The 19,844-nt window shown below is 62.2% G+C and carries 17 protein-coding genes and 2 pseudogenes; 15 read left to right on the top strand and 4 right to left on the bottom strand.

Annotated elements, in window-relative coordinates; all coding sequences use genetic code 11:
• The first annotated feature begins 20 nt into the window (after positions 1-20).
• Both DWV00_RS02645 and DWV00_RS02640 read left to right on the top strand, forming a co-directional pair.
• The gene (locus DWV00_RS02645) at positions 21-1,205 is read left to right on the top strand and encodes a porin (protein ID WP_115531947.1); all 1,185 of its coding nucleotides are present in this window, start codon (positions 21-23) and stop codon (positions 1,203-1,205) included.
• 114 nt (positions 1,206-1,319) lie between these two features.
• A pseudogene (locus tag DWV00_RS02640) lies at positions 1,320-1,670 on the top strand (substrate-binding domain-containing protein); the annotation flags it as partial.
• A gap of 173 nt (positions 1,671-1,843) precedes the next feature.
• Here DWV00_RS02640 and DWV00_RS02635 read toward each other — a convergent pair.
• A pseudogene (locus DWV00_RS02635) lies at positions 1,844-2,520 on the bottom strand (IS4/Tn5 family transposase DNA-binding protein); the annotation flags it as partial.
• A gap of 312 nt (positions 2,521-2,832) precedes the next feature.
• Between DWV00_RS02635 and DWV00_RS33895 the strand changes: the two are divergent.
• The 3 genes from DWV00_RS33895 to DWV00_RS02620 are packed head-to-tail and all read left to right on the top strand — an operon-like array spanning position 2,833 to position 3,576.
• Positions 2,833-2,985, top strand: a complete 153-nt coding sequence (locus DWV00_RS33895) for a hypothetical protein (RefSeq protein ID WP_181885328.1) — start codon at positions 2,833-2,835, stop codon at positions 2,983-2,985.
• Positions 2,982-3,278: a BrnT family toxin gene (locus tag DWV00_RS02625; RefSeq protein WP_342766963.1), complete on the top strand. Its 297-nt coding sequence runs from the start codon at positions 2,982-2,984 to the stop codon at positions 3,276-3,278. Before DWV00_RS33895 ends, DWV00_RS02625 begins: the two co-directional genes overlap by 4 nt.
• Positions 3,262-3,576: a BrnA antitoxin family protein gene (locus tag DWV00_RS02620; protein WP_115531943.1), complete on the top strand. Its 315-nt coding sequence runs from the start codon at positions 3,262-3,264 to the stop codon at positions 3,574-3,576. Before DWV00_RS02625 ends, DWV00_RS02620 begins: the two co-directional genes overlap by 17 nt.
• Before the next feature lie 212 nt (positions 3,577-3,788).
• On the opposite strand, the gene DWV00_RS02615 is transcribed toward DWV00_RS02620, so the two are convergent.
• Positions 3,789-4,700, bottom strand: a complete 912-nt coding sequence (locus DWV00_RS02615; RefSeq protein ID WP_115531942.1) for a LysR substrate-binding domain-containing protein — start codon at positions 4,698-4,700, stop codon at positions 3,789-3,791.
• A 337-nt stretch (positions 4,701-5,037) separates the two neighbouring features.
• On the opposite strand from DWV00_RS02615, the gene DWV00_RS02610 reads away from it, so the two are divergent.
• From DWV00_RS02610 to DWV00_RS02580, 7 genes are all read left to right on the top strand, one after another.
• A complete protein-coding gene (locus DWV00_RS02610; RefSeq protein ID WP_115531941.1) occupies positions 5,038-5,997 on the top strand; it encodes an amidohydrolase family protein in 960 nt (319 codons plus the stop codon).
• Positions 5,994-6,899 carry an amidohydrolase family protein gene (locus DWV00_RS02605; RefSeq protein WP_115531940.1) on the top strand — a complete coding sequence of 302 codons (906 nt, stop codon included), beginning with the start codon at positions 5,994-5,996 and terminating at the stop codon, positions 6,897-6,899. The genes DWV00_RS02610 and DWV00_RS02605 overlap by 4 nt, the downstream gene beginning before the upstream one ends.
• A 78-nt stretch (positions 6,900-6,977) precedes the next feature.
• Positions 6,978-8,372: a UbiD family decarboxylase gene (locus DWV00_RS02600; RefSeq protein ID WP_115531939.1), complete on the top strand. Its 1,395-nt coding sequence runs from the start codon at positions 6,978-6,980 to the stop codon at positions 8,370-8,372.
• Positions 8,369-8,977: a UbiX family flavin prenyltransferase gene (locus DWV00_RS02595; RefSeq protein WP_220274646.1), complete on the top strand. Its 609-nt coding sequence runs from the start codon at positions 8,369-8,371 to the stop codon at positions 8,975-8,977. The genes DWV00_RS02600 and DWV00_RS02595 overlap by 4 nt, the downstream gene beginning before the upstream one ends.
• Entirely contained in the window at positions 8,974-10,059 is a 1,086-nt protein-coding gene (locus DWV00_RS02590; RefSeq protein ID WP_115531938.1) for a CobW family GTP-binding protein, read from the top strand. The genes DWV00_RS02595 and DWV00_RS02590 overlap by 4 nt, the downstream gene beginning before the upstream one ends.
• Positions 10,060-10,164: 105 nt before the next feature.
• The gene (locus DWV00_RS02585) at positions 10,165-11,502 is read left to right on the top strand and encodes a nucleobase:cation symporter-2 family protein (protein WP_115531937.1); all 1,338 of its coding nucleotides are present in this window, start codon (positions 10,165-10,167) and stop codon (positions 11,500-11,502) included.
• A complete protein-coding gene (locus tag DWV00_RS02580; protein WP_220274645.1) occupies positions 11,499-12,926 on the top strand; it encodes an amidohydrolase family protein in 1,428 nt (475 codons plus the stop codon). Before DWV00_RS02585 ends, DWV00_RS02580 begins: the two co-directional genes overlap by 4 nt.
• 57 nt (positions 12,927-12,983) lie before the next feature.
• Here the strand turns inward: DWV00_RS02580 and DWV00_RS02575 are convergent, their stop codons facing one another.
• Complete coding sequence (locus tag DWV00_RS02575; RefSeq protein ID WP_245964682.1) at positions 12,984-13,982, bottom strand: LysR family transcriptional regulator; 999 nt, start codon at positions 13,980-13,982, stop codon at positions 12,984-12,986.
• Positions 13,983-14,142: 160 nt separating this feature from the next.
• Between DWV00_RS02575 and DWV00_RS02570 the strand changes: the two genes are divergently transcribed.
• From DWV00_RS02570 to DWV00_RS02560, 3 genes are all read left to right on the top strand, one after another.
• Positions 14,143-15,912, top strand: coding sequence for an adenine deaminase C-terminal domain-containing protein (locus DWV00_RS02570; RefSeq protein ID WP_115531934.1), 1,770 nt, complete (start codon positions 14,143-14,145; stop codon positions 15,910-15,912).
• Between the two features lie 164 nt (positions 15,913-16,076).
• On the top strand, positions 16,077-16,787 hold the full coding sequence (locus tag DWV00_RS02565) for a YczE/YyaS/YitT family protein (protein ID WP_115532240.1): 711 nt from the start codon (positions 16,077-16,079) through the stop codon (positions 16,785-16,787).
• Between the two features lie 160 nt (positions 16,788-16,947).
• Positions 16,948-18,030, top strand: a complete 1,083-nt coding sequence (locus DWV00_RS02560; protein WP_115531933.1) for a porin — start codon at positions 16,948-16,950, stop codon at positions 18,028-18,030.
• Positions 18,031-18,133: 103 nt separating this feature from the next.
• On the opposite strand, the gene DWV00_RS02555 is transcribed toward DWV00_RS02560, so the two are convergent.
• Positions 18,134-19,756, bottom strand: coding sequence for an NAD(P)/FAD-dependent oxidoreductase (locus tag DWV00_RS02555; protein ID WP_115531932.1), 1,623 nt, complete (start codon positions 19,754-19,756; stop codon positions 18,134-18,136).
• Positions 19,757-19,844 lie beyond the last annotated feature (88 nt).

Genomic DNA, 19,844 nt, shown 5'->3' with positions numbered 1-19,844 from the left:
AACATTTGGAGACCTTTGCAATGAAGAAGTCGCTTCTCGCTCTGGCAACACTCGGTGCCTTTGCCTGTACCGCGCATGCGCAGAGCAGCGTGACCCTATACGGCGTTATCGACGCGGGCATCGCTTATACGAACAACGTGGGTGCCCAGCACAACTTCTTCACAAGCAGCGGAAACCTTCAGGGTAGCCGCTGGGGTCTGCGTGGGGCGGAAGACCTGGGTGGCGGCCTGAAAGCCATCTTCGTGTTGGAAAACGGCTTCAACGTGTTCAATGGCACGCTGGGCCAAGGTGGTGACGAGTTCGGTCGTCAGGCGTACATGGGATTGTCGACGTCCCGGTTTGGCACCGTCACGTTGGGCCGCCAGTACGATTCGGTAGTTGACTACACGGGGCCGCTCGAAGTCGGTAGCCAATGGGGATCGTATTTCGCCGCTCACCCGGCCGATCTCGACAACATGAACAACACGAACCGCGTGAACAACTCGATCAAGTTCACGAGCGCGAACTACGCCGGGTTCACTTTCGGTGGCTTGTATAGCTTCGGCGGACAGGCGGGGCAGTTTAACCGCAACCAAATCTGGTCCATCGGAGCGGGCTATTCGCGTGGTCCGCTGCAGTTGGGCGCAGGCTTTTTGACCGTCAAAGATCCGAACTACTCGTTCTTTGGCGACAATGCGAGTTCGCGCACGGCGACGACAGCCGAGTCTTCGTCGAACTTCCCGAGTAGCCGTGTGATTTCCGGCTTCGCGTCAGCGCATACGCTGCAGGTGATTTCGCTCGCCGGTGCGTATACGTTCGGCGCAGCTACCATCGGTGCGACCTATAGCAACACGCAGTTCAAGGATGTCGGTTCGGAAGCGGGCACGGACAACAGCCTGAATCCGGTCGGCTACACGGGTGGCTCTGGCAAGTTCCACAATGCCGAAATCAACTTCAAGTATCAGTTGACTCCGGCGCTGCTGCTCGGTGCTGCGTATGACTATACGAAGGGCTACGGTTTGAGCGACGCCAAATATAGCCAAGCCATGCTCGGCGCCGATTACTTTTTGTCGAAGAGTACCGACATCTATGTCGATGGCGTCTACCAGCACGCCAGCGGCAAGGATTCGACCCAGCAAGTCGCAGTCGCGGACATCAATCAATTGTCGCCGTCCTCGACGGCGAACCAGGTCGCGGCGTTGATCGGCATTCGTCACAAGTTCTAAGCGCTGTAACGACACGGTATCCACAGGAAGGTGCCTTCGGGCGCCTTTTTGCATTGACGGAGATGGAGACGTCGCGGCCTCGCCTGCCTTCCTTGTCCGTGTCAAGCATCCGATCCTTTTTGGTCGATTGTGAAAAATGGAGCCATGCAGGCCGCAAAAGATGTGCGCGTTCAGGTCGACTACCGCGCGCCTGAAACATTCGACATGGTGGGAATGAGCAAGCTTGTCGATGGCGCGGTCAACCAGCACCCCGCGGGCATCGTCGTGTCGATCCCCGACCCCGATGCGCTTGGCCCCTCGATCAAGCGAGCAGTGGCTGCGGGCATCTCCGTGATCTCCATCAATGCGGGGATCGATGCTGTTCCTCGTCTTGGCATCTCCGTCCACGTCAGGCAGTCGAAAACGCCGCACGACGGACTTTATTCCGCGGCAGGATCGCGGAACCTTGGTTTCGGCGCGTCATGACGGACTTTGCGTCCGAGCACGCCCTTAGCCGAGAGCCTTTCAATTCAATAAGTTGCAGTCTGTCCCTTAGACGGACTTTATTCTCTCGGATCACGGCTGATCCGCAGGAATAAAGTCCGTCTTGGGGCCAGATCGTAGAGGCGTCGCGATGTTTGCCAGCGGGATGACCGCGGGAGGAACAACGCCAGAGCGCGTTCGAGCCGCTCGATTGTGCCCAGCTGCAGAGCCTCGATGCGGCATCCGTTCTTCAGCACGTTGAACAGAATCTCGATTTCCCAGCGAGCCCGATACCAGTCTATGAGTTCGATGGCCTGCTGCAAACTCGTCGCTTCGCGGTTAGTGAGCAAGCGCCATTCGATCGGCTTGACGCCGGCAGGCGCATCGAATTCACGTGCGACCAGGCACGTGGCCGCAACACTTTGGCCTTTGTCCGCCGGCAACTCGATGCGTCCAGTACGCCCAGCGGCAGGCGCTCAGGGGTCACCGCGTAGGTTGGGTGCAAATACATGCCGCGCTGCGCCTCGTACGACAGCGGTCCAAGCCCCGCCGTGCCGCGGCCGTTGAAATCCAGTTCAGTGGTGTCTTGCAGGCACAGCACCACCGGGTGTGCCGCCATGCGCTGCTGCGTTTGCTGCCAATGCGGCTCCAGAATCGTGGCCCATTCAACGTCTTCGTTATCGAAGAACCGGTACGCCGCTATCGTCTCGCTCCAGCCTCGACAGGCTTGGGGCACGCCCGCCGTCGGCTTGGCCGCCAATCGTTCCATCAATGTTCTCGCTCGCTTGTTCAGGCGCGCGTCGCCAAGATCGAGGTGGGCGAATTCCGTTTCCGTCCAGCAAGTCGTGTCCAGGGCTAAGGCGTTCACGCAAAAAGCGAGAGTAAACGCGTTTCGCCGAAAGCTTACAAGTGCTGCGCTATGTCATTGAAGGTAAACATGTTCTTCCGCGCCCCGGGACCGAGCGCGGCGATGTGGATAAGACGATGAGTTAAGGGGTGACTCACCCGGTACTGGAGCGCAATCAGCGTTACTTGTTCCTATATTGCAAGCAAAACAGCGAGGCACTGTCGGCACGCAGTCAACATATGCGGCTGGCGCCCGATGAGGGTGTGGTTCCGGTGGCTGGTGCGTAACCACCGCATCCCGTCGAACCCGGCGGCCGACTTGGACATGCCCCGTGTGGAAAAGCGCCAATCGAAACACGTGCTCAGTGCTGACGAGGCGGAGCGGATCGAGCAGGCGCGGCCGAATCGGCTGCTCGAGCGAGTGTATGGGCAGAAGGAAGTGGGGGCCATCCCGAAGGATGGCACAGGATAATTATTGCAGATACAATAATTCAAATCGAAATCGAGTTCGATCCTGCCAAGGATGCCGGCAACAGGCGGAAGCACGGCGTTTCACTGGCTGTAGCGGCCGAGTTGAATTGGCGCGCGGCTCAAGTTGAGGCGGACGATCGCTTCGACTATGAGGAGGATCGGTTCATTGGTTATGCGCCGCTCGGTGAGCGGGTGTACTGCGTGGCATTCACGTATCGAGGCGACGCCGTCAGGATCATCAGCTTGCGCAAGGCCAACCGTAGAGAGGTTCAACGCTATGAGCAGCAAACGTAAATTCGTCTATCCGACGGACGAGGAAGATGCGGCGATCCAGCGAGGTATTGCTGCAGATCCGGACACGCGGGAGTTGAGCGACGATGAGTTCAAGCGGCTGCGCCCGTTCGGGGAGGTCATGGCTAAGCGTCGTGCTGGTCGTCCGCCTCTGGCGAGCCCGAAAGAGCAAGTCAGCATCCGCTATGACGCGGATATCTTGGAGGCGTTTCGTGCCACGGGTGATGGCTGGCAAACACGCATCAATGCTGCGCTGAGGGTGTACCTGTCGGAACATCCTTTGCGCAAGGCATCCCGATAGAAAGCGGTGCGGGCCATGCGGCCCGAGGGTGTGACGAAGAGAGTCAGTGCGACCCGTTAGGCACTTGCCCAGTCTAGCCCCGCGGCGCCCAAATGACTGGGCACGATGCTGAAACGGCCGACCGTCCTTGGAGGCGATATTCCGATTGAGATCGTCCGGTGGCGCGATATCGAAGACGTTGCGAAGATGGTGCTATCGGTGTGGGCAGGAAGTCACGAAGCGGCGGGTCGGAAGTCCAACCGCATCGCCGCAGCCACCTCGCGCACGGTCGCGAGAAAGAGGGCGAGCACTGGCGAAGCGTCGTCGGCGCGATACCGGGCATGCATCGAGACATCGGGAGACGGCTCCATGAGCGGCCGGAACGCGACCCCGCCCGTCGCAAGCTGACAAGCGGAAGCCGGCAGCAGCGCAACGCCCAAACATTCGCGTACGAGGCACAGCAGTGTGTGTACCTCGACGACTTCCTGTGCGATGTCCGGTGTGAAGCCGGCTTGAACGCAGCACTCGTGCAAATAGCGCGCGAGTTGCGACTCCTCGCGACCGAACGAAATGAACCGCTCGCCGGCTAGATCGCGCAGCGCGAGCTCCGACCGCGCGGCGAGCGGATGCTCCTGCGCCAAAACCGCGACCGCCGGTTCATGCATCACGACTTCCGTGCCGATCTCGGGATCGTCGTGCATCACGCGAAAGAAGCAGACGTCGAGCCGCTTCTCCTTCAGAGCCTGGATCTGAGCGGCGGGCGTCATTTCATGCAGTGTCCAGCGAACCTGCGGGTGGCGCGCGTTGAAGTCGCGCAGCGCGCGTGGCAGCGGCCCCACCATGGCTGAGCTGATGATGCCGATCGCAAGGTTCCCGGCTTCGCCGCGGCCCGTGCAGCGCGTGAGGTCGATCGCACGTTCGAACTGCGCGAAGATCAGAGGCACCTGCTCCTTCAGTGTTTTCCCTGCCTCCGTGAGTTCGACGCGATGCTGCGAGCGCACGAACAGCGCGGTGCCCATCTCTTCCTCGAGGATGCGGATCTGCTGGCTCAGCGGCGGCTGCGAGATATGCAGCCGCGTAGCCGCTCGGCCGAAGTGCAGTTCATCGGCGAGCACGGCGAAGTAGCGCAGCAGACGCATGTCCATATCGGCAACGTATCAAGAAGGGGTTCAAAAAATATTGTACAGAGCCCATTCGTTTTGTGAGACTGCATCGCAAGCAGCAGTGCACATCAGTGTGACACTCGATGCCGGCGAGGGGGAAGCGCAACGGTGCGCTTGATGAAGGGCCGTCATTGATCGCGTTTCGGGTTCGCCCCGATGGGTTCGTCCCACGGGGCCTTCCCGAGATGCGGTCAGGTGGCGCGATGGGCCTGATCGCGACATGGCACCGGCACAACCGGTGCCTCTCCCCGTGTCGGCCAGAGTGAGCGCGCGAGTGCTCGCTCCGGTCCCATGCAACCTGGTTGCTGAGATCGAGCACATGATCATCGATTTGAGCTGTTATCCGACCAATCTGGTCGACCTCGCGTGGCGCCACGACGGCGAACCGTTTTCCGGCGAGCGTCTGATCGAGATGATGGACGGTCCTTACCTCGTCAACGGCAAGCCGCGCCGCATCGACAAGGCGTTCATCCAGCCCCCGCAGGGCAATACCATCTACACGTGGACCGATGGCGAGCTATCCGGGCGCGAGTCGATCGACGCGTACATGGCGTACACGGTCGAACTGACGAAGCGGTATCCGGACCGTCTGATCGGCTGCTTCGTGTACAACCCACGCTGCGGCCCGGAGGCCGGTGCCGAAGCGATCGAGTTCTATGCAAAGGAACACGGCTTCCGGATGGTGCAGCTACAGGCCAATATGCACGCCTATCGTCCCGATCGCGCGCTCGACTGGCTGCGTCCCGCGCTGCGCAAATGCGCCGAGCTGGGCCTGCTGGTCAAGCTGCACACCGGCGACGGCCCCTACAGCATTCCGACCGAATGGTATCCGCTGATCCGCGAGTTTCCGACGGTCAACTTCATCCTCGCGCATTTCGGCGTGCAAACGGGCGGCGTGTACTGCTTCGAGCCCTTTCAAATGGCGCTCGATGCGCCGAACGTGTACTGCGAATCCGGCTGGTGCCTGCAATCGCGAATCGTCGAGTTCGCGAAGGTGCTGCCGAAACACAAGATTCTGTTCGGCTCCGACACGCCGCCAAACGAGCCGGGCATGTGGTTGCGCCTGCTCGAGGTGCTCTGTCACGAGCCGCCGCAAGGCCTCAACCTCGATGAAGACACGCTCGAAGATTATCTCGGCAACAACGTCGCCAAGATGATCGGCCTCGAGCCGACTGCGCCGCCGCGCAGCGCCGAGGAGGCCCGCACTCATCTGCATCTGTTGTCCGGCGCAGCGGCGAAGCGCGAAGGACTTACCGCCACCGCTGGAGCGCGCCGATGATCATCGATACCCACCTGCATCCGACCAATCTCGTGGACGAAGCTTGGCGTCACACGGGCGAGCCATTCACGGGCGAGCGTCTCATCAAGATGATGGACGGTCCGTACATGATCAACGGCAAGCCGCGCCGCATCGACATGGGGTTCATCCAGCCGCCGCCGGGCAATACCGGTTACCGCGACGGCAACCGCCGCGGCCGAGACGGCATTCGCGACTACATGTCGTACATCGCCGAACTCACGCAAAAGTATCCCGACCGCTTCATCGGCAACTTTACGTATAACCCGCGCTGGGGTCCCGAGAACGGGGCGGCCGAACTCGAATTCCACGTGAAGGAGTACGGCTTCAAGATGCTGAAGCTGCACGCGAACATGCACGGATACCGGCCCGACCGCGCGCTCGACTGGCTGCGGCCCGCGATGAAGAAATGCGCGGAGCTGGGCGTCGTCGTTCTGATCCATACCGGCGACGGTCCTTACACGATTCCGACGATGTTCTACCCGATCATTCGCGAATTCCCGATGGTGAATTTCATCATCGGGCACTTCGGGATCCAGACGGGCGGCAACTATTCGTTCGAGGCGTTCTGGATGGCGATGGACACGCCGAATGTGTACTGCGAATCGGGGTGGTGCTTTCAGTCGCGAATCGTCGAGTTTGCCCGCCAATTGCCGCGCGAGAAGATCGTGTTCGGCACCGATTCGCCGCCGAACGAACCGGGCATGTGGCTGCGCGAACTCGAGGTGCTGTGCTCGCCCGCGCCGCAGGGGATGAATCTCGACGAAGACGGCCTCGAGGACTACATGGGTAACAACATCGCCCGGTTGGTCGGCATCGAGCCCACCAAGCCGCCGAAGGACCTGGCAGAAGCGCAGCAGCGGCTCGTGACCAGCTACGTCTAACGGCCGGAGCGTCGTGCGATGCGCCGGAACCCGGCGCATCGCGCAGCCCCGCTTTTGCATACTCTTCCGGAGCTCACCATGACAAAACCGGTTGCGCTCGTATCGCAGGATGTGCACGCGTTCGTCGACGCATACCGCGGCGCCTATCCCCGGGACGTCGTGACGGTGCGTGAGCCGCTGTCCGCCGATCAGGACGTGACGGCGCTCATCGCGGAACTCGCGGCGCGCGGCCGGCATCCGTTACTCGTCTGCGAGAACGTGGAAGGTCTCGGCGTGCCGCTCGTCACGAATCTATTCGCGTCGCGCGAGCGGATCGGCCGGATGTTCGGGGTGTCGCCGGATGCGCTGTTCGACGCCTATCAGCAGCGTGCCAACGCGCCGCTCGCGCCGCGTATCGCAGCGTGTGGACCGGTGCTCGACTGCATCGCCGAAGGCGACGCGGTCGATCTCTCGCAGTTACCGATGATTCGCCACTTCGAGACGGATCGCGGGCCGTATGTGACGAATGCGGTGATCGTCGCCGAAGATCCGGTGACGGGCATCGCGAACCTCAGCTACCACCGCTCGATGCGCCACGCGCGCAACGCACTCGCGACGAGCCTGCATTCGCGCGGCCACTTGTGGCGAATGCTGCAAATAGCGAAGGCGCGCGGCGATGCGCTGCCGGTCGCGATGGTGATCGGCGCGCATCCGCTCTTCATGCTTGCGGCGTCGGCACGCGTGCCGTTCGGCGTCGATGAGCGGAGCATCGCGGGGGGACTGTTCGGCGCGCCGCTCGAGTTGGTGCGCACCCCGCGCCACGGGATCGGCGTGCCCGCGAGCGCGGAGTTCGTGCTGGAGGGTTCGATCGATTCCGCCGCGTGGGCCGAGGAAGGGCCGTTCGGAGAATTCACCGGCTATTCGTCCGACCGCTCGACCAACAACGTATTTCACGTCGAGACGATGATGCGGCGGCGCGATGCGTGGCTCGTCGATGTCGCGGGCGGCCCGTACGCCGAGCATCTTACACTCGCGCGGCTTCCGCGCGAGGCGGAGATGAACGAGAAGCTGAAGGCACGCTTTCCGGCGGTCAAGGCACTGCATTACCCGAACTCCGGCACGCATTTCCACTGCTACGTGTCGCTCGATCAGAGCCGCGACGGCGAGGCGCGCCAGATCATGCTTGCGCTGCTCGGTTGGGACCCATATCTGAAGAACGTCGTCGCGGTCGACGGCGATATCGACATCACCAGCGACGAACAGGTGCTATGGGCGATCGCGACGCACTTCCAGCCGCATCGCGATCTGTTCGTCGTCGACGGTTTGCCGGGCAGTCCGCTCGATCCGTCCTCGACGGCGCAGGGCACGACTTCCCGCATGGGCATCGACGCGACTCGGGGCGCGTCGTTCGACGGCGTGCGCGCGATAGTGGGCGAGGCCGCGCGAGAACGCGCACGCAGGATCTTGCACGAGGCGGTAGGAGAGCCGCGATGACCGTGCGCATGGGCTTTCCACCGCCGAAAATCGTCGTCGGCATCAGCGGCGCGTCGGGTTTCGTCTATGGCGTGCGGCTGTTGCAACTCCTGCGGCAACTGAACGTAGAGACACACCTGACCGTGTCGCGCGGCGCGTTGGTGACGATGGCGCACGAGACAGAGCACCGGCTTGCCGACGTCGCCGCGCTCGCGGATCGCGTGTACCGCTGTGACGACATGGCCGCGCAAATTTCGAGCGGCTCGTGCCGCACGCTGGGCATGATCGTCGCGCCGTGCTCGATGAAGACGCTCGCGGAGATCGCGACGGGCGTGACGTCCACATTGATCTCGCGTGCCGCGGACGTGACGCTAAAGGAACGCCGGCCGCTGGTGCTGCTCGCTCGGGAGACGCCTTTGACACTCACGCACTTGCGCAACATGACCGCGGTGACGGAAATGGGCGCGATCGTCGCGCCGCCGGTGCCCGCGTTCTATGCGCGGCCCGCTACGCTCGACGCCATGATCGACCACACGCTCGGCCGCGTGCTCGACCTGTTCGGCCTAGACGCCGGCACGGCGACACGCTGGGGCGCAACCTTCGCAAACACAGGAGACAGACAATGAACCGGATCCACGAAACCCACCGCGACATCGACAAGATTCCCGTCACGGTGCTGACTGGGTTCCTCGGCGCGGGCAAGACCACGCTGTTGAACTACATCCTGCGCGAAAAACACGGTCGCAAGATCGCGGTGATCGAAAACGAGTTCGGTGAAATCGGCATCGACGGCGGTCTGGTGCTGGAATCGACCGAGGAGATCTACGAGATGACGAACGGCTGCATCTGCTGCGTCGGCGCGGTGCGCGAGGATCTCGTGCGGATCGTGCGCACGCTGCTCGACCGGCCCGACCGGCTCGATCACATCATCGTCGAAACGAGCGGTCTCGCCGATCCCTATCCGGTCGCGCAGACTTTTTTCATCGACGATCCGATCGCGCAACGCGTGACGCTCGACGCGGTCGTGACCATGGTGGATGCGAAGCATGTCGGCCAGCATCTCGACGACGTCGTGCTGGATGGCCGGGATAACCAGGCGGTCGATCAATTGGTCTGCGCCGATCGGGTGGTGATCAACAAGGTCGATCTCGTGACACCCGAGCAGATCGGCGCGCTGACGGACCGGATCCGCGAATTGAACGCCACCGCGCAGATCGTCACGTCGAGCTATGCACGCATCGATCTCGATCGCATTCTCGGGGTGGGCGCGTCGGAGTTTTCGCAGCAACTGGTTGAGTCGGACGCGTCGTATCAGGACGCGCAAGCCGCGAGCGCGCACGACCATCACGACCACCACGAACACGGCCACGACGACCATCAGCACGACGACAGCGTGACCTCGGTCGGCATCGAGATGGAGGCGGACATGGACCTCGGTGCGCTGCAGACTTGGCTCGCCGAACTGCGCGCCGAGGACCAGAGCTCGCTGTTTCGGCTGAAAGGCATTCTCGCCGTGCGGGGGCAGTCGCATCGCTATGTGTTGCAAGGCGTCCACGACGTGATCGAATTGCGCGCGGCGCAGCCATGGGGCAGCGAGCCGCGCACGAGCCGCATCGTCTTCATCGGCCGTGGGCTCGATCGGGCCGCGCTCACCGCGCGCTTTCACACGTGCGTCGCGGCGTGCTTTGCCGCGGGCGCCGTCGCTTGAGTCGCATCGCCTGATCCACCTTATCCCGCCGCGGCCGCGCAACCGCGTAACTGCGCAACCGTAGCCGTACGCTCGAACGATCGCACGATATCCAGGAGACATTCGATGAACACCGCAAGGCATCCCGTCGACCAGGTATTACCGAAGCGGCAGATGATCACGCTCGGCTTGCAGCACATGCTTGTCGCCTATATCGGCGCGATCGCGGTTCCACTGATCGTCGCGTCGGCGCTGAAGCTTTCGCCGGCCGACACGACTATCCTGATCAGCACGGCGCTGTTCTGTTCCGGTGTGTCGACGATGCTTCAGACCGCCGGCGTCTGGCGCTTCGGTGTTCGTCTTCCGATCCTGCAGGGCGTGGCGTTCAGCAGCGTCGGGCCGGTGATCGCGATCGGCACGAGTCCGGGCGTGGGCTTTCGGGGCGTCTGCGGTGCGGTGATAGCGGCCGGTGTATTTACGCTTTTCGCCGCACCGCTCGTCGGCCGTTTGCGGCGGTTCTTCCCGCCGGTCGTCACGGGTTGCATCGTGACGGTCATCGGCCTGCAACTGTTTCCCGTTGCTTACGAGTGGGCGGGTGGCGGCCGCGGGAGCGCACAGTTCGGCGCGTTGCCTTTTTTATCGGTGACGCTGCTCGTCGCGCTCGTCATTCTAGCGATCAACCGCTTCGGCACGCCGTTCGTGCGCAATCTCGCGGTGTTGATCGGCCTCGTCGTCGGCAGCGTGGTGGCGTGCCTGCTCGGGATGGGCAACTTCACGAATGTGAGCCACGCACCGTGGCTGACCGTGCCGTATCCGTTTCACTTCGGCATGCCGGTGTTCTCCTTCGTGCCGATCCTCACCATGATCGTCGTCATGGTCGTGCAGATGGTCGAGTCGATGGGCCTGTTCGTCGCCATCGGCGGCATCGTCGAGAAAGACATCAGCGAGGAAGACGTCATCCGCGGGCTGCGCGCGAACGGGCTAGCCAGCGCGATCGCGGGCATGTTCGCGGCATTTCCGTTCATCGCGTTCATGGAGAACGTCGGCCTCGTGATCCTGACGGGCGTACGCAGCCGCTGGGTCGTGGCGATCAGCGGCCTGCTGATGTGCGTCGTCGCGCTGGTGCCGAAGATCGGAGCGGTCGTCGCGTCGACGCCGGCCGCGGCGCTCGGCGGGGCGGGCATTGCGATGTTCGGCGTCGTGGTCGCGGCGGGTGTGCAGACGCTCGCGAAGGTGGACTTCGAGAATAACCGCTACAACGTGCTGATCGTCGGCTTCACCATGGCAACCGCGCTGATCCCGGTGATGGCACCCCAGGTCTTTAAGCAAATGCCCGAGTGGACCCAGCCATTCCTGCAAAGCGGCGTGGTGCTTGCGTGCCTCGTGTCGGTGGTGTTGAACGCGCTGTTGAACGGCGCGCATGAGGACATCGCGGTCGACACGCATCGGATGGTCCGCGAATGATAAACGCGGCTTCGACTATTACGCCTCGGAGGCATGCAATCGTGAAAGCACAATCAGAAGCGCTGCTGATCCGCGATCCGGTCGCGGTGATGAGCGGGATGCGCGGCGACGCGGCACGGCTCGGCAAGGTCGACGTCCGCATCCGCGATGGCCGCATCGATCAAATCGGAGCGGCGCTCGAGCCGCGCGAAGGCGAGCGGGTAATCGACGCGCGCTCGTGCGTCGTCTACCCGGGGTGGGTCAATACGCACCACCATCTGTTTCAGAACCTGCTCAAGGCAGTCCCTGCCGGCATCAACGCCGATCTGCAGACGTGGCTGGCCGAAGTGCCCTATCCGCGGCTTGCGCGCTTTACGCCGGACATGCTTCGGGCCGCGGCGCGGCTCGGGTTCGCGGAGTTGCTGCTGTCGGGCGTGACCACGTGCGCGGACCACCACTATCTGTATCACGCGAACGGCACGACGGAAACCGGCGATCTCCTGTTCGACGAGGCGGCGGCGTTCGGGATGCGCTTCGTGCTGTGCCGGGGCGGCGCACTGCAGGCGGCGGACGATCATCCGGGATTTTCGAAAGTCGCGCTAAAACCGGAAACGCTCGATCAGATGCTCGGCGATATCGAGCGCCTAAAGGCGCGTTATCACGAACCCGCTCCCGACGCGATGAGACGCGTCGTCGTCGCGCCGACGACACCGACGTTTTCGTTGCCGCCCGAGTTGCTGCCGGAAGTCGCACGTGCGGCGCGCGGCATGGGACTGCGGCTACATACGCACCTTTCGGAGACGACGCATTACGTGGATTTTTGCCGCGAGCGCTTCGGCAAACTGCCTCTCGAATTCGTCGCGGCTCACGAGTGGCTGGGACCCGACGTCTGGTTCGCGCACCTCGTGCATATGACGCCGGAGGAGATCGAGCTGCTCGCGGCGAGCGGCAGCGGATGCTCGCATTGTCCGGTCAGCAACGCTCGCTTGGGCAGCGGGATTGCACCGGCACCGCGCATGGCCGCGGCCGGTGTACCGATGTCGCTCGGGGTGGACGGAGTGGCATCGAACGAGTCGGGCAGTATGACCCACGAGGCGCATTTTGCGTGGCTCGTGCACCGGGCGGCAGGCGGCGCGGCGGCGACGACGGTCGAGGAGACCATCCATTGGGGCACCGCGGGCGGTGCCCGCGTGCTCGGGCTCGATGCGGTCGGCACGCTCGAAGTGGGCAAGGCCGCGGATCTGGTGCTGTACGACACGAACGATGTGCGCTTCGGCGGCTTTCACGACCTTGCGATTGCGCCGGTCGCGGCCGGGGAGCCGACGCGAGTGCGCTACAGCATCATCGGCGGGCGCGTGGCGGTGGAGGAAGGCGAAATCCCAGGGGTGGATCGCGATGCGTTGCTGCGCGAGGCGCGTGTCCTCGTCGGGCGGCTGATCGGGTGAAGCGGGTGTGCGCAGGCGCCCATTCGTTTGATGGCGCCTGCGGCCCTATGCGCGGTTCTATCCGCTGATCGCGCCCAGCACGCTCATGACTTGCTCGGCAAACAGCAGGCTCGCGAGCCCACGCCCCTGTTTTTCGCGGCGAACGAGGGAGAGGGCGTTCCTGCCGAACGCACGGTCGCGAATCTGCCGGTACGTCAGAACCTCCTGACGGTACTCGTCCGCGATGTCGTACTTGCTGAGAAAAGCGATGGCCTCGGTGGCCGACGCGAGGCGCTTCATCGTCTCGATGGAATTGGTTCGAAACGCCGGCTCCACGTCGAGCCCCGCTTCCGCGAAGGTGTCGGCGACGATGCCGTGGATCAGCATGGAGCGATCGGCGAAGATCAGCGGATACGTGGTGCAATGCATGAGCGGGATGGATTCCATGCGTGCCAGCGCATGGTGCGGCGCGATCACCGCACCCAGGCTCGTGTCCATTTCCCAGAGAATTTCCAGTTGCGGCGACGGCGGCAGATTAAATCCCAGCCCGAGATCCGCTTCACCACCCATCAACGCGTCAAGGATTTCGTGCACCGACATCGCGCGGATGGAAACCTTGATGTGCGGATGCTGCGCGCAGAAATTCGCCGCCGCGGTGGATGCGATGCCACTCGCAAGTCCCGTGACGGTGGAGATGATGACCTCACCCTTTTGCAGCGCCTTCAGATTGCGGATCTCGGCTTCCGCCTGCCGGTATTCCGACATCGTCCGGCGCACATGAGCGAGCAGGATCTCGCCCGCCTGCGTTAGCCGCAGCCCGCGTGGCAGGCGTTCGAACAGCGGTTCGCCGATCTCCTCTTCCAGCAACAGCAAATGCTTGTTGATCGCCGATGGCGCGACATGCAACTTCTCGCCCGCCGCGCGAATGGAACCGCAACGTGCAACTTCGTCGATATAGCGAAGCAGTCTTGAATGGAGCATGGATGCCCGCCTCCCCGGGGCGATCCATCGTACTCGAAAAGTGCACGCTCCGTGCGAAAAACACTGCTTTTTAGAAACGCTCAATTCCGTTTTCATTACGTCAGTCGCGCTCGCTGGCGATCGGACTGTTAGCGGTCCGATCGAAACGCCATCGACCGGCTGTGCCGCAACGTTCGCGTCGCGCGATGCTGCCGCAGAGGCTCATCCGTTACGCGAAAAAGCGTGCCCCATCTATTCGACGAAAGCGAGAACAGTCATGTACCAGGAAGTTAGCGAGAGAAATGTCACGACGGTCGGTCAACGCGACCAGGTTCAGGTCAACTACGACCAGGTAAAAGCCATTTTCGACATTCTCAACGGCAAGAAGGAAGCGGATCTTCTTTTGAAGAACCTGCACATCCTCGACGTCCACAGTGAAACGGTCTATCACGGATCGCTCCTCGTCTACGACAAGCGCATCGTCGCATTGAATCCCGATGAAACGGCCATCAAGGTGCGTCAGGTATTCGACGGAGAGGGCCTGTACGCGATTCCGGGTTTGATCGACGCGCACGTCCATTTCGACGCGCAACTCGCACACCCGGCGGCTTTCGGCGAGGCGATCGTCCCGTGCGGCACGACGACCATATTTTCCGAATGCTTGGACTTCGTGAGCGCGGCCGGTCCCGAAGCCGTGCAGGCCACCGAGCAACTGTTCGCGCAGCGCGAGCGGCTGCCCTATCGGGTGTTCGCGTTTGCGCCGGGTAAGAAGACGTCCGTCGAGATGACCGACGCGCTGCTGAAGATGGATCCGATCATCGGCTTGGGCGAACTGGCGCATCTGACCTACAGCGTCGGCAATGACGACGATTTCCGCAAGTCCGCGCTAGGTCGCGCGAAGGGCGGCTTCATGAACACCCACTGGGGCGTCACGACGCTGTCGGACATGATGCTGAACTACATGCCCGCGATCGGCGCGTTCGCGAATCACGATGTCTGGAAGGAAGAAGACATCGAGAAGAGCGTTCGCTATGGCCTGCAAACGCAGGTCAAGTTCGGCGTGGGAAGCAGCGAAGTGATCAAGATCATGCTGCGCGCGATCGTCAAACGCAAATGGCCCGCCGAGAACTTCCAACTCTGCGCGGACAATATCTCGGTCGACCGATTGCTGACCAAAGGCCACATGGACTGGATCGTGTCGCTGTGCGCCGAAATGGGCATCGATCCAATCAAAGCGATCAAGATGGCGACGCTATACACGGCGCGCGCGTTCCGAATGGACAACCGGATCGGCTCGCTCACGCCGGGACGCTTCGCCGATATCGTGCTGACCGACAGTCTGTCGAAGATCAATCCGCGCTTCGTGTTCAAAGACGGCGAGCTTGTCGCGCAAGATCGCAAGTTGCTGAAGCAGGCCGACATCGACTACTCGGGCATGGTGAAGCAGCCGGTGCGGGGACTGGACGATCTGAGTCCCGAGCAACTCGATCTCGTGCCGCTTGAGGTATCGCCCGACGGCAAAGAGGCCAAGGTTTATCTGTTCGACGTCTACGGGCGCGGCCATGAGAAGTTTTTCCAAGAGGTCTGGGTGCCGCTGCGCGACGGCAAGGTCGTGCCCGAATTCGCGGGAAGCCGCTTGAACCGGATCTCGGTCGTGCAGCGCTATGCGAACGGTGCGCGCCATGTCGTCAACGGGCTGTTCAAAGGGGTTAGCGTGGATCGCGGTGCGGTGGCGACCTTCTGGCCGGCGCCTAAAGCCTACTTCGTCGCGGTCGGTCAGGACAGCGACGAGATGTGCCACTGCCTGAAGCAGGTGGACAGCTACGTTGGCGGCTGCGTCGTGACCGAGAACAAGGAGGTGAAGGCGGTGCTGCCGCTCGACATCTACGGCGTCATGGCCAACATGAGCCTGACCGACCTGCTCGCCGCGACCCGTGACATCGACGCCGCGCTGGAAGCGTTGGGCAACCGCAACGAAGGCGAGCCGGTGGTCAACAAGCTGCTGACCTTGTTCATTTCGCTCGACCGCTTCGGTTTCATGGCCTGATCGAGCCTTGTAAGGATCGGAGAACCGGCGAGCGATGTCTGGCTCGCCGGGATGGAACGGACGGAGACACTCCGGTGCAAGCCGGATTTCCCAATAGTGAGCGGTGCCTCATCATGCAAGAGGCGGCCGCCTACATAAAGAAGCGCGACGACCTGGAGACAGCAATGGCGCACCACGCAAGGGAAGCGGAAGTCATCGACACCGGCAGCCTGACACGGCGCTGGATCACCTACATCATCGGCATCGATATTCTGACGCTGGGTATCAGCCTCGCCATTCGCGCGGGCATCGGCATTTCGCCGCAAAGCAGCCTGACTCGGACGATGACGCTCGTGTATCGGCCACTGAGTCAAGGCACGTATAACTTCATGCTCGAGCTGTTCATGTTGTTCCTCACGTTTCTGATTCTGAGGAAGGATTTCAAGCTCAAGCAGTTGGCGTCGCTGATCCCGGCGTTCGTGCTCGCGTCGTGCTTGGACCTGAATCTGATGCTGACGCGGCCGATCGTGGTGGATGAATACTGGCACAAGCTGTCTCTGCTGGCGTGCGCGGATGCATTGCTCGCGTTCGGCCTCTTTTTGATGATCCGCGCCAATCTCGTGCTGATGCCGATCGATATGTTCGTCAACACGCTGTTCAACCGCACGGGCTGGAAGTGGGGAAACATCAAGACGGCTTTCGACTGCACCCTCTTGGTGGTTAGTGCAACCATCGGCTGCTTGTTCCTCGGCAAACCGGAATTCATCCGCGAAGGCACCTTCATGAATGCCATCCTCGTGGGGCAGTACATCAAGCTGTACTTCTATCTGTTCGAGAGACTCAAGGTCGTCACGACCCGGTACACCCGAAGATCGCTCGAGCATCGGCCCAACTAGCGCCGGCTCATCTCGTCCCGTTTTTCCGCGCTCCACGTCAGGTGTCAGGCCGCTATGCCTGACACCTCCGATGCCGTGCGTGTCTCCGTGCGATGCGGCTAGGCCCGATCGCTCGCTGAGCACGCGCGCGTGATTCGACCGATTCAATTGAACAAACATCATGCTGATAAAAGAGATTGGTAGCGTAATAGTTAACCGCCTTTGCCGCTTCGCCGTGACGATCGGAATGGCGTCAATGATGATCCCCGCTCATGCGCAATCGAGTGTCCAGTTATATGGCATCGTGGATGCATGGGCCGGTTATCTGCGTGTACCCGGTGGCACCGGCGCCGCTCAAATGGGCGGCGGCGGTTTGTCCACCTCGTTCTGGGGCATCGGTGGGCACGAAGATTTGGGAGGAGGTTACCGAACCCTGTTTGCCGTGGAAGGCTTTTTCCGGCCACAGAATGGCCAGTACGGCTCGTTCAACGGGGACTCGTTTTTCTCGCGCAATGCTTACGTCGGTGTCGAATCCCGGCATGGCACGCTGACGCTTGGGCAGCAGAGTAGTCTGCTCTATCTGCAGTCGGCGCAGTTCAATCCTTTCTACGCGTCGTTCACTTTTTCTCCGACGATTAACCAGCTTTACGCTGGGCTCGGCACCTACCCGAGCTATCGTACCGCTCAAGGCATTCCAGGCGGGACATCGTGGAGCAACGCGGTTCAGTATGCGACGAGCGATATCGACGGTCTCGTGGGTCGCGTCATGTATGCGTTCGGTAACCGGGCCGGTGACGACGGGGCAAAAAAGCTTTCAGCGCAAGGAACGTTCACGCGAGGGGCGCTGGCTGTCGGGGCGACGTGGCAGTACTTGAATTTCAGTTCCTCGCCTGGCGATTTCGGCAATCTTGTCCCCGGGCTGCGTAGCCAGAGCGCGGCACAGTTAGGGGTGTCCTACGACGCTCAGGTCGTCAAACTGTTTGGTGAGTACACCTATGTCGATAACCAGGTGTCCGCCAGCAGCTATCACGTGAATATGCTGCAGGGCGGCGCGGCAATACCGCTGGGGTTGGGGCGAGTGCTGGTGTCCTACGCGTTTTCGCGGGACAACAGTCCGTTGAACCAGACGCGTCGAACCGCTTCGGTGAGCTACGACTATGCGCTCTCGAAGCGTACGGACGTTTACGCGGGCTATCTGTACGATCGCTTTTCAGGACTCTCGACAGGCAGCACTGCGGGTGTGGGTATCCGTACGCGATTCTGATGCGTGGCTAAGGCCGTCCGACCTCGCGCTCAGTCGGACATTCGAAAGCCGGCTTCGCTCGGCTAAACGGACCGGCGCGTGCCGGCCCGGCCGGCCCGGCCTATCAGGACGCGTGCGCCGACGTCAGATTGAGTGCCAACGCTTGCGCCACTTCGATGCCGTCGATGGCTGCCGAATAGATACCGCCCGCATACCCGGCGCCTTCGCCGGCCGGATACAGACCTTCGACGTTCACGCTCTGGTAATTGTCTTTGCGTCGAACCCGGATCGGTGACGAGGTGCGCGTCTCCACGCCGGTGAGCACGGCATCGTGCATCGCGAAGCCTGCAATCTTCCTGTCGATCTGCGGTAGCGCTTCACGGATCGCTTCGATCACGTAGTCAGGGAGCGCAGTGCTGAGATCGGTCGGGCGCACGCCCGGCTTGTACGAGGGCACCACGGAGCCAAGCGACGTTGACGGCCGGCCGGCGATGAAATCCCCGACCAGTTGACCCGGTGCGTGGTAATCGCCGCCGCCGAGTTCGAATGCGCGCTCTTCCCATTTGCGCTGGAATGCAATACCCGCCAGCGGGCCGCCGGGATAGTCTTCCGGAGTGATGCCGACGACGATGCCCGCATTCGCATTGCGCTCGGCTCGGGAATACTGGCTCATGCCGTTGGTGACCACACGGCCCGGCTCGGAGGTCGCCGCGACCACCGTCCCTCCAGGGCACATGCAAAAGCTGTAGACTGCCCGGCCATTGCTGCAGTGGTGGACCACCTTGTAGTCGGCCGCACCGAGCTGTTTGTGGCCCGCAAACTTGCCGAAACGGCTGCGATCGATCAGCCCTTGCGGATGTTCGATGCGAAAGCCCAGCGAAAACGGCTTGGCTTCAATATAGACACCGCGATCGTGCAGCATCTGGAAGGTGTCGCGCGCACTGTGGCCCACGGCCAGCACGACATGGTCGCACCGCAGCGTTTCCCCGTTCGAGAGCTTCAGCGACCGCACCTTGCCCTGATCGATTTCGATGTCGTCAACCCGCGTTTCGAAGCGCACTTCACCGCCCAGTTCGTGGATGGTGGCGCGCATTTTTTCCACCATGCTGACGAGGCGGAACGTGCCGATGTGCGGCCGGCTCAGATACAGGATATCGTCCGGTGCGCCCGCCTTGACGAATTCGTCCAACACCTTTCGGCCATAGTGGTTGGGATCCTTGATCTGGCTGTATAGCTTGCCGTCGGAAAACGTCCCGGCCCCGCCTTCGCCGAACTGCACGTTGGATTCAGCGTTGAGCACGCCCTTGCGCCACAGGCCGAAGGTATCCTTGGTGCGCTCGCGCACGGCTTTGCCACGTTCGAGGATGATGGGCCGGAACCCCATCTGCGCGAGAAGAAGTCCTGCGAACAGGCCGCACGGCCCCATGCCGATCACAACCGGGCGCAGGGAAGCACTGTGCTCGGGGGCCTTCGCCACAAATCGGTAGGCCATGTCGGGCGTCAAGCCGCAATGCGGGTGGCCGGCGAGTCGCGTACGCGCGGCCGCTTCGTCCTTGACTTCGACATCGACGATATAGGTCAGCTTGATGTCGGAACGCTTGCGTGCATCGTGCGCGCGGCGGAACACCGTGTAACGGAGGAGCCCGTCTGCCGCCACGCCCAGATCTGCGAGGCGTGCGCGAATCGCGGCTTCGAGATCGCTTTCGGCATGGTCGAGGGGGAGTTTGACTTCACTTAGACGTAACATGAGTATCGCAATGCGGTCGGTCACCACGGTATTGTGGCGGTGTCGAGACTGGCAGGGGCCGGCATGCTGGTGGCGGCGTTGTTCGCCA

It is taken from the genome of Trinickia dinghuensis (assembly GCF_003367175.1).
In the GTDB taxonomy this organism is placed as follows: Bacteria; Pseudomonadota; Gammaproteobacteria; order Burkholderiales; family Burkholderiaceae; genus Trinickia; species Trinickia dinghuensis.
The sequence above is the reverse complement of the archived record's forward strand: the minus strand, read 5'-3'. Positions and strand labels throughout refer to the sequence as shown.